Genomic DNA, 10667 nt, shown 5'->3' with positions numbered 1-10667 from the left:
TAGCTGATAGCTGATAGCTGATAGCTGATAGCTGATAGCTGATAGCTGATAGCTGATAGCTGATAGCTGATAGCTGAAGCGCAAAACCCTACCTTTTTTCGTTCGATATTTGACCACTGATAATAATTAGTACGTATAACAGTAAAAAAACTTCAAGATTTAGCAAAATTAGCTTAAATCCATCAGTTAATTGATGAAATTTTTTGCTACAATTGGGGGGCAAGTAATGTGAGTGAGTTCAACAACAGCTAATGCAGAATTCTGTTTCCTCTTAGTGAGGTTGATCTTGGTCAGTATATTGTTTTTTTATATGCGTTATCATAACCAGCGGCTTCATACTCGAGCTAACCTAAATTAATAATTCATTAAATAGGGTTTATTCGAGCATGAGACTGTGAATAACCTTGTTTTAATCAAGGGTTTTAATTATGATCGCGTCTATTTTGAAATTTCTAAAAATTAACCTGCTGTAACTGATGTTCTCAATATGGCAAGTGTTGGGAATCATAGTGGAGATAAGTGGATGAGCAATGCGCCTGTAGACAATGGCCGACGTCGCTTTTTAACCATAGCTACCTCTGTTGTTGGTGGTGTTGGTGCGGCTGGGGCTGCTGTTCCTTTTATTGCGTCTTGGAATCCAAGTGAGCGAGCTAAATCTGCGGGTGCGCCTGTAGAAGTAGATATCAGCAAGCTTGAGCCAGGACAATTAATACGTGTTGAGTGGCGAGGAAAACCTGTTTGGGTTATTAATCGTACACCAAGAATGCTTGAACAGATGAAAGAACATGAAGGTCAACTTCGTGATCCTGCGTCTGAAGAGCCTCAACAACCTGAATCATCAACCAATGAATATCGTTCGCAACGTCCTGAAATTTTCGTTGCTGTTGGTATTTGTACGCACTTAGGTTGTTCTCCTAGCTTCCTACAAGGTGGCTTTGGTGAGAAAGTAGAGGGCACAGACGACGGTTTCTTCTGTCCGTGTCACGGTTCTAAATTTGATATGGCTGGTCGTGTATTCCAATCTGTACCTGCACCATTAAATCTAGAAATTCCTCCGTATACCTTCCTTGATGACACGACTATTCTAGTCGGTGAAGAAAAAGGAGTGGCGTAATGTTTGGTAAAATTATTGGTTGGATCGACGATCGTATTCCAATGACACGTGTTTGGAACATGCATATTGCACAGTATCCAGCACCAAAAAACTTTAACTTCTGGTACTTCTTTGGCTCTTTAGCCATGTTAGTACTTGTTAACCAAATCGTAACTGGTATTTGGTTAACAATGAACTTCGTACCGTCTGCTGAAGGTGCTTTCGCATCGGTAGAATACATCATGCGTGATGTTGAATACGGTTGGTTACTTCGTTACCTTCACTCAACAGGTGCATCAGCGTTCTTTATCGTTGTATACCTGCACATGTTCCGTGGCATGATCTACGGTTCTTACCAAAAACCACGTGAATTACTGTGGTTATTCGGTATGTTCATCTTCTTAGCGCTTATGGCTGAAGCTTTCATGGGTTACTTACTACCGTGGGGACAAATGTCTTTCTGGGGTGCACAGGTAATCATTTCACTATTCGGTGCAATTCCGGTTATTGGTGATGATTTAACGCTTTGGATCCGTGGTGACTACGTAATTTCTGGTGCTACGCTTAACCGCTTCTTTGCACTACACGTAATTGCATTACCTTTAGTAATCGTTATCTTAGTATTCTTACACATTGTTGCACTACACGAAGTGGGTTCAAACAACCCAGATGGTGTTGAAATTAAGCGTAAGAAAGGCACTGTAGCTGAAGAAGATAAACCTAAATTCAAATTCCACGAGTATTACACCAACAAGAAAGACATTGTTGATGCAATCCCGTTCCACCCTTACTACACAGTAAAAGATATTGTGGGTGTGGTTGGTTTCTTAATCTTATTCTGTTGGGTTGTATTCTTTATGCCTGCGATGAATGGTTTCTTCCTAGAAGCGCCAAACTTCGAAGCAGCTAACCCGCTGAAAACACCAGAGCATATTTTCCCAGTTTGGTACTTTACGCCATTCTACGCAATCCTACGTGCAATCCCTAACAAGTTAATGGGTGTTGTGGCGATGGGGGCATCTATCGTAGTGCTTGCGTTACTACCTTGGATTGACCGTGGTTCGGTTCGCTCTATTCGTTATCGTTGTGGTTTACACAAGTTAAACATCGCACAATTCGTGGTAACTTTCGTTATCTTGGGTTGGGTTGGTGCTACACCACAAACTGATTTCAAAACGCTGTTATCACAAATCACGACTGTGACATACTTCATGTTCTTCGTATTGTTATTTGTTTACAGCAAGAATGAGAAAACTAAGCCATTACCAACGAGGTTGACGAAATGATGAAAAAGCTAATTATCGGTTTATTCGCATTGTTGCCATCGTTGACAATGGCAGCAGGTCCTTCGGTTCCTTTAATGGATGCGAACATTGACCTTAAAGATAACGCATCTTTACAGCGCGGTGCTAAATTGTTCATGAACTACTGTCTTGGTTGTCACCAAATGCAGTATCAACGTTATGAGCGTACGTTCCGCGATATTGGTATTCCTACTGAGATTGGTCAAGAGCAATTAATTTTTGATGGCTCAAAAGTAGGTAGCCACATCAAAAATGCGATTGATAAAGATGACGCAGCTAAATGGTTTGGCGCAGCGCCACCGGATCTTACGCTTGTTGCGCGAGTTCGTGGTACTGACTGGATCTACACTTATCTGAAGTCATTCTATAAAGACGAGTCTCGTCCGTTTGGCGTAAACAACGTTGTTTTCCCATCGGTAGGTATGCCACACGTTCTTCAAGAACTACAAGGTTTACCAACACCAATCACTGAAGAAGTGGAAGAACATGGTCACACTGTGACTAAAGTTGTTGGCGTTGAAACAGATGGTTCTGGTGAAATGAGTGTTGACGAGTACGATCGTGCTGCTCGTGACTTAACTAACTTCTTAGCTTACGTTGGCGAGCCGTCACGTTTAGAGTCAGAAGCGTTAGGTCTAAAGGTAATTGGTTTCCTAGTGATTCTATTTATCTTGGCATTCATGCTGAAGAAAGAATACTGGAGAGATGTTCACTAATCCTGGGCATTTTGAAAGGTAGTTTTGTGATAGGGGCTTAAGCCCCTATTGCTGTTTTTGTAATATAATGGAGGTAGGCATGGCCGTAGCTGCCAATAAGCGCCCTGTAATGACCCTGTTTTCTGGTGCTAACTGTATGTATAGCCATCAAGTACGTATCGTACTTGCTGAAAAAGGTGTAAGTGTTGACATTCACCTGGCTGAAAAGGATAACCTGCCAGAAGCACTTCATGAGATTAACCCTTACGGTACAGTACCAACACTGATCGATCGTGAGCTTGGTTTATATCAGGCAAACATCATCATGGAATACCTTGATGAACGTTTCCCTCATCCTCCACTAATGCCAGTTTATCCGGTTATGCGTGGCCGTAGTCGTCTGATGATGCATCGTATCGACACGGATTGGTATAGCCTAGCTAACAAAATCACTAGCGGTAGCAGCGAAGCTGCTCAAGCACGTAAAGAGCTTACAGAAGCGTTACTTGCAATTGCACCAATCTTCTCAGAGGCACCTTACTTCATGAGTGAAGAGTTCAGCTTAGTTGATTGTTACTTAGCACCGCTACTTTGGCGTTTACCTGAGCTTGGCATTGAGCTTAATGGTGCAGGCGCGAAAGAGCTTAAAGAATACATGTTGCGTTTATTTGAGCGTGAATCATTTCAAGCTTCACTAACTGAAGCTGAGCGTGAGATCCGTTTATAATGACGCCTAATCGTCCTTATTTACTACGCGCTTTCTTTGATTGGATTGTTGATAATCAGTGCACACCACACTTAGTGGTTAACGCTGATTTTCCTGCTGTACAAGTACCAACACAGTTTGTGCAAGACGGCCAGATCGTTTTGAACATTAGCCCATCAGCGGTAACGCAATTTGCAATGGACAACCAACAGCTGAGCTTTAATGCGCGCTTTGGTGGTCAACCAATGCAAGTGTACGTACCTATGGGTGCTGTGCTCGCAATTTATGCACGTGAGAATGGTGAAGGGACTGTATTTACTGCAGAAGAATTCATCGAGGACGAAGACGATTTTGCTCCGGTATTAGAAAGTGTTGAAACACCTGACGATATTACGCCAGATGATGAACCACCTGCTAAACCAGAGAAGAAAAAAGGTGCTCACTTACGAGTGATTAAGTAACCTTAGTCAGACAAAAGAAAACCCGCTATTAAGCGGGTTTTTTATTATTAATTCACTGTTTAGCGTTACAGATATTCAAACACTTTAATAACACGTTCAACGCCTGATACGTTACGTGCTACATCAACCGCCAAATTCGCTTCAGAATCGCTCACTAAGCCCATTAAAAAGACTTCGCCATTCTCAGTTACTACTTTGATGTTATTGCTGCTGATGCTTTCTGTGGTGAGCAATTGCGTTTTCACTTTAGAAGTTAACCAAGAGTCGTGCGTTTGCGTACTCATACCAATATTTGAACCAATGCGAATTTGGTTGTGGATTTTACGAATGCCATCAACGCCTTCAATAGCGCGTTGTGCTTCGTCTTTCATTTCTGCGTTAGCAACTTGACCAATCATAAGCACAATACCATTAACGCTGATGACATTAACGTTAGCATATTTGTGAAGACGCTCATTTTCGCTGATAGCAATAGAACTTTTGATTTCGATATTGTTATCGTCGATTTGTGAACCAATCGTGCGGCGATCATTCGCAGCAGTTACAGCGCCTGCAGTACCGGCGACAACGGCAGCTGCACAGCCTTGCAGCAATAAAACGGTACCAAATACTAGTAAAGACTGTTTAAACATTAATTTTCTTCCTGTGGGAATAAGGTTAAATCGATAAGCTCACTGAGGCAGTGTAAATTCACTAAGTGTGACTCAACAATACGGCTTGGGCGTTTGGATGGAACACGAATTTCAACATCATTTGGGCCAAGTAAGCCAACTAACTCACCGCCGTCATCACCAACAAGCACAATCACTTTCATATCACGGGTCAGTGCCGCTTCAACAGCTGAGATAATCTGCTTTTCATTACCATTGACTGCAATTGCTAATAAAAGGTCGCCTTGCTGTGCAAATGCACGAATTTGTCGTGCAAAGGTTTCGTGCTCATCATTATTTGCGGCTGAGCCTAAGTTAACTTGATCTTGTGCAAGCGCAACTGCGGGTAGGCATGGGCGCTCGGTTTCATAAAAGTTAATTAACAGCCCAGCCATATGCTGTGCCAACATGTGGCAGCTAGGAGTGCCACAACACAGCAGTTTATTGCCGTTAATAAGACTTTGTGCAATGGTGAACGCTGCCGATTCAAGTGCGCTTGGCAGTACTTCACCTGCCGCTATTTGAACTTGAATATTTTCGGTAAAGATTTTTTTTATCGTTTCTTGCATAACCTACCAAATTAAGCCGACGCCAAACGGCGTTAGTAAACATTTTTAAACCAGTTTAGGGTGCTGTTAAGCTCACCTGTTATAGCGACATAATCTATCCGCATAGCCTGGTTTGAGATCTTTTTCTCGGCAAGATAATGGCTAATCGTGCGCCGTAATCGTTGCTGCTTTTGTTTGCTGAGCGCATAGTTTGCACCACCACGCAGGGCGTTTTTTCTAAATTTTACTTCTACAAATACCAGTGTTTGCCCGTCACGCATTATTAAATCGAGCTCGCCGTACTTGCATAAGTAATTGCGCTCAATGGCTTTTAAGCCATGTTGTATTAAATACTGCTCTGCCTGATGTTCGTAATACAGGCCTTTCTCGCGGCTATTTTGCCACAATTGCTTAAACCACGACATAGCTTCATCCTTGAGCTAATACTACGTTTTAAAACAGGTTATTCAGCAGCATTGATCCCAATAGCAGATTGCATAAATAGCGGGATTGGTTGTTCAGTCGCTAAATCAACCGCAATAATTTGTTTATTCTTGTACTGTGCCCAATCTAAAGAGCGAGTAACGTAACCATTACTGGCAATGCTCAATTGACCACTAATACCACTAAAGCGTTTGCCCTGTACCATGCTCAATTGCTTTACATCACCAAGCATACTGGCTGCATCGAATGCCATAGCAAATAAGCGCTGGCTTATATCGGCATTCTCAGGCCATAAGCTTTCGTACTGTTGGCGTAAATTGTGTTGTGAGATTTGACCGTCAAGCATCCAAGGTAGTTCCGTAAAATAAAGGCCATCTAAGTCGCCTTTATCGGTTCTATCAATTTGTTTACTGTGGCTTTTTGAGCTGGCATATAGTGGAATTCTATCTGCGAAGGTACTCACGTTCACGTCTAAATATGGCTTGATTAAGCGAGTTTCGGTGGCATCACCCAAAATATAAATCACGTCAATATCGCTGCGCGAGCGAGTTTCACTTTCAACTTCTTGCTTAAATAATGACTTGACGACTTTAATCCGCTCTTTACTTTGGTCTACTTCAAGTAAGCCTGTGATCGTTTTCGGCATATCGTCTTTACCAGAGTAAAGCCCGATTTGCGGTTTAACTTCGCTGTAGCGTTGCCATTGTTTATTGAAGTATTCAACTAAGCGCTGGCCGTTACTGTTATCTGGTGCTAGAAGCATCGGCTTTTGATAGCCCGCTGTTAAAAATCGCTCTAATGCTTGCTGAACTTCATGCTCAGGGCTTAGTGCAAAGAAAAAGTGCTGCTGTGAAATTCGCTCACCATCAAAGGTGTTTAAATGCATTACTGGGTAATCAACCAGTGTTTGTGCGCTGGTTAGCTTTTCGATATTGCTTTTTAGTAGTGGTCCAATAACAAAATCAGCATTAAACTCGCTGAGCTTAAGTGAGATCTCTGCAGCTGATAATGACTCATCAATAAATAAGGTTTGCTCTAATGACTGTCCATCTAAGGCAGCAAGCACACCGGCTTTTAAGGCATCACCTAATCGCTCATTAGCACCTGATTGTGGAAGTAATACTGCGAGGCGATTTACATTTAAAGGTTCAATTTGTACCAGCTCAGTCACTTTTTTTGGTAGTACTTCAGCAGCAGGGTGACCTGGGTAGCGGCGCAACCAGTTATTCATTGCTTGGTGAAGTTCTACAGGCGCACCTAAATATACTTGATGATAAAGCGCTAAGTTAACCCAACCTTGTTGCACCACAGAGCCACGATTAAAGCGCTCAAGTGCATACGATGAAAGTTGGGTTAGGCTTTGCCATAAATCTTTGTTTAAATTCGCAACGGTAAAGTTATTTTCGCTGCTAAGTGTTGATGCCTTAAAGTAGTAAGTCATCGCTTGTTTTGGCATACCTTGCGATGCATAAACGCGACCTGTTAAATATTGATGCCATGCTAGATGTTCAGGCTGGCTTAATTGTGGCTCAAGCTGTTGTAATTGCACCAGAGCTAAATCACTCTTACCTTGCTGCTCTTGCGCAAGGGCAATGTAAAGTTTGTTTTGAATTTGGTCGACACTTGGGGTTGCTTCTAGCTCAAGACAGATTTTTTCTAGCAGTGCCCAGCGCTCTTCGCTGATAGCCGCATCACGCGCGGTGTATAAAAGCTGGATTTTATCGGCACCTTGACGGTTTAGTGCCACTTGGTACATAGATTGTGCGTCGGTTAGCTGCGATAGCGCAATACTCGATTGGCTCGATTGATTTTCTGCACTATTTCGAGGTTTTTCGGTTGTGCTACAAGCCGATAACCCTGACAATACAATTAATAGACTAACAAGTTTAAGTCGCACAATGATTTCCCGATACGTTAACGCGATTTGCTTATATTACTGACTGACGCAGGAGACCTCAATGTTAAATGAGGACAATTCAGATAAAATCGGCACTCTTTACATTGTTGCCACGCCTATTGGTAACTTTGATGACATCAGCCAGCGTGCCATCCAAACCCTATCTGAGGTTGACTTAATAGCCGCTGAAGATACTCGTCACACAGGAAAGTTGTTAAGCCATTTTAATATCAAAGCAAAAACCTTTGCTTTACATGACCATAACGAGAAACAAAAAGCGCAACAAATTGTAGATTGGTTAGAGCAAGGAATGAACATTGCGTTGGTATCTGATGCCGGCACGCCACTTATTAGCGACCCAGGTTATGCGGTGGTCAATTTATGCCGTGAACAAGGCGCGCATGTTACGCCAGTACCAGGAGCATGTGCTGCAATTACCGCTGTGTGCTGTTCTGGTTTACCAACAGATCGTTTTCAGTTTATTGGTTTTACACCAGCAAAGAGTAAAGCAAGGCAGACCTTTTTCATTGACGCGGTAAACTCAGGTATTACTAGCATCATGTATGAAAGTACCCACCGTATAATGGCGAGCCTTGATGATTTAGAAGCAGCTCTCGGTGCAGAGCAGCCAGTAGTGTTTGCCAAAGAACTTACCAAAACCTTCGAAACCTTTTTCAATGGCACAGTTGCCGAGCTAAAACAGTTCTTAACGGATGATCCAACAAAGCAGCGCGGCGAAATCGTATTGATGTTACCGGGTAAAGCAAAGCAAAGTGACGATATTCCAGAAGATGCGCGCCGTATGCTCGGTTTACTTGAATCTGAAATGCCACTGAAAAAAGCCTGTGGTGTTGTGGCTGAGTATTTTGGTTTGAAGAAAAACGCACTTTATAAAGCAATTATTGAAGAAAAAGACTAATTCTTTACTGCATAGACGAGCGCGCTCAGGTATACTGCGCGCCGAGTCAGCCGAGATAATCGCTGCCTGCAACGAAAATGCGCAGGGGGAGGAAAGTCCGGGCTCCACAGGGCAGGGTGCCAGCTAACGGCTGGGGGGCGCGAGCCTACGACAAGTGCAGCAGAGAGGAGACCGCCAACTTCGGTTGGTAAGGGTGAAAGGGTGCGGTAAGAGCGCACCGGGCCACTGGTAACAGTTGGTTGCAAGGTAAACTCCACCCGGAGCAAGACCAAATAGGGTTCCTTATGGCGTGGCCCACGTTGGAACCGGGTAGGTTGCTTGAGCCATAGAGCAATTTATGGCCTAGACGAATGATTATCCACGACAGAACCCGGCTTATTGGCTGACTCACCAAATCATATTAAAGCCCGTAGTGAATGCTACGGGCTTTTTGCTATCTACATGCTTTGCCATTTGAAACAGAGGCTGATTCACAGTAAAGGTCCAAGGTGAGGAGTTATGAGCAGTCGTTGTTAATAAACTTACGGCTGATATCTATGAAATCATCGAAATTACTTCAAACCATTTACTTCTAATAATAAAGAGGGCTGATTTAGTTTTTGAGCTAAACTGTTTGATTAGTCGCTTTTATTAAGGGAGTCTTCGTTTGCTTTTTGGGAGCGAACTAATTTTTTATATTGTCCAGGTGTTTGGTCAGAATGTTTCTTAAATTCAGTATAAAATGAAGATTTACTATTAAAACCTACTTCATATGCAATATCGATTATTGCCATGTCAGTTTCACTTAAAAGGCGTTTGGCTTCAGTTATTCGAAACATGTTTACTAACTCATAATAGTTCCCTTGAGTTTGCTGATTAATTATTTGTGATAAGTGGTGCGTACTTAGGTTAAGCTGTGACGCAAGTAGCTTTAATGAAATACTTGCATCTTTGTAAATTCCGGTTTCTAGCAGGGCTGTTAAGTCACAAATAACCTCAGATGCCTTTTTATTTGTTACTGAAGAACGGTATGCCTTATTGAATTTCGAACTTTGTTCCGTTGATTGAAAGTCATTGACGTTGAGGGGTTCTTTATATGATTTGCTTGTAGAAGCTTGTGACCAAGGATGTCCCAGAACGGGCAGATATTCATAGATGATACTTGCCAGAATAAGCATGGCAATGGTGACTATAGATAAAGCCCAAGTGAATTCACCTGGCAGCCTGATAAGGAAAAAAACAAATACGAGGGAAATGCACACACACATACTAATAAGTGCAGTTTTTAACTTGGTAATTTCCCTAAGCACATCAGTTTTCTTTTGATTTAGTTTGGTGTGTAGCTCCCGCCAGATTAATTGGAAGTAGAAAACTCCAATAGTCGCGATAATCCCAAAACGAGTAAAGCGCATTGGCGTCATTGAAAGTAGCCAGGATCTGTTCGTATTATCTAAAAATTCTATTTTTTCCTGATAATCAAGTACGTTATAAGGCAGCATAAGTGCAAGGTAAATCAATGGTAACAATAAATGCTTTAAGTCATTCTTATTGAATTCACTGTTAAGCCTAACGGATGATTTAAAAAATAAATAAAAAAATATCGGAATAGAGGCAGACAAAGGCCCAGAAAAAGAGAGAACGTATACTTTCCACTCCCTTATATTTTCTTCGAATAAAGCAAGCTCCAGTAGCAGGCTAATAAAGCCTAGCATCATCATCGTAAACATGACTTTAGCTTTACTATTTTGGTGCGTACTCACTATTGCTCTTGCAATCATAAAGCAGCCAACGCCAATAGCTAGACATAAAATTATGGTTATTAGCTTCATAGTAGTTCAGCACACTTATGTATTCTAATGCCTGTTTGATTAATGCTCATTTTGTGTCGTTTATAAATAGTTACTATGGTCTGAATTTGTCGGGGTGGTTCAACACTTTGTTTCTAAAGTGAATTTATTTGGTGCTTGCCGA

Annotated in this window: 11 protein-coding genes and 1 other RNA gene; 7 read left to right on the top strand and 5 right to left on the bottom strand. The window is 42.0% G+C overall.

What is annotated here, in order from left to right; all coding sequences use genetic code 11:
- The first annotated feature begins 523 nt into the window (after window positions 1-523).
- The 5 genes from petA to HUS62_RS04955 all read left to right on the top strand — a co-directional run bounded on the left by petA (window position 524) and on the right by HUS62_RS04955 (window position 4259).
- A complete protein-coding gene (gene petA, locus HUS62_RS04975; protein ID WP_054554178.1) occupies window positions 524-1114 on the top strand; it encodes a ubiquinol-cytochrome c reductase iron-sulfur subunit in 591 nt (196 codons plus the stop codon).
- Complete coding sequence (locus HUS62_RS04970; protein ID WP_054554179.1) at window positions 1114-2379, top strand: cytochrome b N-terminal domain-containing protein; 1266 nt, start codon at window positions 1114-1116, stop codon at window positions 2377-2379. The genes petA and HUS62_RS04970 overlap by 1 nt, the downstream gene beginning before the upstream one ends.
- Complete coding sequence (locus tag HUS62_RS04965; RefSeq protein ID WP_054554180.1) at window positions 2376-3113, top strand: cytochrome c1; 738 nt, start codon at window positions 2376-2378, stop codon at window positions 3111-3113. The genes HUS62_RS04970 and HUS62_RS04965 overlap by 4 nt, the downstream gene beginning before the upstream one ends.
- Before the next feature lie 79 nt (window positions 3114-3192).
- Complete coding sequence (gene sspA, locus HUS62_RS04960) at window positions 3193-3819, top strand: stringent starvation protein SspA (RefSeq protein WP_054554181.1); 627 nt, start codon at window positions 3193-3195, stop codon at window positions 3817-3819.
- Window positions 3819-4259 carry a ClpXP protease specificity-enhancing factor gene (locus tag HUS62_RS04955; protein ID WP_054554182.1) on the top strand — a complete coding sequence of 147 codons (441 nt, stop codon included), beginning with the start codon at window positions 3819-3821 and terminating at the stop codon, window positions 4257-4259. Before sspA ends, HUS62_RS04955 begins: the two co-directional genes overlap by 1 nt.
- A gap of 65 nt (window positions 4260-4324) precedes the next feature.
- On the opposite strand, the gene dolP is transcribed toward HUS62_RS04955, so the two are convergent.
- From dolP to HUS62_RS04935, 4 genes are read right to left on the bottom strand one after another with little or no spacing between them, the layout of a single operon-like run.
- Window positions 4325-4891, bottom strand: a complete 567-nt coding sequence (gene dolP, locus HUS62_RS04950) for a division/outer membrane stress-associated lipid-binding lipoprotein (RefSeq protein WP_175078727.1) — start codon at window positions 4889-4891, stop codon at window positions 4325-4327.
- Window positions 4891-5478 carry an SIS domain-containing protein gene (locus HUS62_RS04945; RefSeq protein ID WP_054561085.1) on the bottom strand — a complete coding sequence of 196 codons (588 nt, stop codon included), beginning with the start codon at window positions 5476-5478 and terminating at the stop codon, window positions 4891-4893. Before HUS62_RS04945 ends, dolP begins: the two co-directional genes overlap by 1 nt.
- Window positions 5479-5510: 32 nt before the next feature.
- The gene (locus HUS62_RS04940; protein WP_063702677.1) at window positions 5511-5882 is read right to left on the bottom strand and encodes a YraN family protein; all 372 of its coding nucleotides are present in this window, start codon (window positions 5880-5882) and stop codon (window positions 5511-5513) included.
- Window positions 5883-5920: 38 nt separating this feature from the next.
- The gene (locus HUS62_RS04935) at window positions 5921-7798 is read right to left on the bottom strand and encodes a penicillin-binding protein activator (RefSeq protein ID WP_175078726.1); all 1878 of its coding nucleotides are present in this window, start codon (window positions 7796-7798) and stop codon (window positions 5921-5923) included.
- Window positions 7799-7859: 61 nt separating this feature from the next.
- On the opposite strand from HUS62_RS04935, the gene rsmI reads away from it, so the two are divergent.
- Both rsmI and rnpB read left to right on the top strand, forming a co-directional pair.
- Window positions 7860-8717, top strand: coding sequence for a 16S rRNA (cytidine(1402)-2'-O)-methyltransferase (gene rsmI / locus HUS62_RS04930; protein ID WP_175078725.1), 858 nt, complete (start codon window positions 7860-7862; stop codon window positions 8715-8717).
- A 42-nt stretch (window positions 8718-8759) separates the two neighbouring features.
- Window positions 8760-9111: RNase P RNA component class A (rnpB, locus tag HUS62_RS04925), an RNA gene on the top strand.
- A 223-nt stretch (window positions 9112-9334) separates the two neighbouring features.
- Here rnpB and HUS62_RS04920 read toward each other — a convergent pair.
- On the bottom strand, window positions 9335-10474 hold the full coding sequence (locus tag HUS62_RS04920; protein ID WP_258536715.1) for an AraC family transcriptional regulator: 1140 nt from the start codon (window positions 10472-10474) through the stop codon (window positions 9335-9337).
- Window positions 10475-10667 lie beyond the last annotated feature (193 nt).

This window comes from Pseudoalteromonas sp. 0303 (assembly GCF_013349995.1).
Classification (GTDB): Bacteria; Pseudomonadota; Gammaproteobacteria; order Enterobacterales; family Alteromonadaceae; genus Pseudoalteromonas.
The sequence above is the reverse complement of the archived record's forward strand: the minus strand, read 5'-3'. Positions and strand labels throughout refer to the sequence as shown.

Excerpts from the sequence above, each read along its gene's own strand:
- petA (WP_054554178.1), top strand. The coding sequence starts at position 524 with ATGAGCAATGCGCCTGTAGACAATGGCCGACGTCGCTTTTTAACCATA.
- HUS62_RS04970 (WP_054554179.1), top strand. The coding sequence starts at position 1,114 with ATGTTTGGTAAAATTATTGGTTGGATCGACGATCGTATTCCAATGACA.
- HUS62_RS04965 (WP_054554180.1), top strand. The coding sequence starts at position 2,376 with ATGATGAAAAAGCTAATTATCGGTTTATTCGCATTGTTGCCATCGTTG.
- HUS62_RS04945 (WP_054561085.1), bottom strand. The coding sequence starts at position 5,478 with ATGCAAGAAACGATAAAAAAAATCTTTACCGAAAATATTCAAGTTCAA.
- rsmI (WP_175078725.1), top strand. The coding sequence starts at position 7,860 with ATGTTAAATGAGGACAATTCAGATAAAATCGGCACTCTTTACATTGTT.
- HUS62_RS04940 (WP_063702677.1), bottom strand. The coding sequence starts at position 5,882 with ATGTCGTGGTTTAAGCAATTGTGGCAAAATAGCCGCGAGAAAGGCCTG.
- HUS62_RS04920 (WP_258536715.1), bottom strand. The coding sequence starts at position 10,474 with ATGATTGCAAGAGCAATAGTGAGTACGCACCAAAATAGTAAAGCTAAA.
- HUS62_RS04955 (WP_054554182.1), top strand. The coding sequence starts at position 3,819 with ATGACGCCTAATCGTCCTTATTTACTACGCGCTTTCTTTGATTGGATT.
- sspA (WP_054554181.1), top strand. The coding sequence starts at position 3,193 with ATGGCCGTAGCTGCCAATAAGCGCCCTGTAATGACCCTGTTTTCTGGT.
- dolP (WP_175078727.1), bottom strand. The coding sequence starts at position 4,891 with ATGTTTAAACAGTCTTTACTAGTATTTGGTACCGTTTTATTGCTGCAA.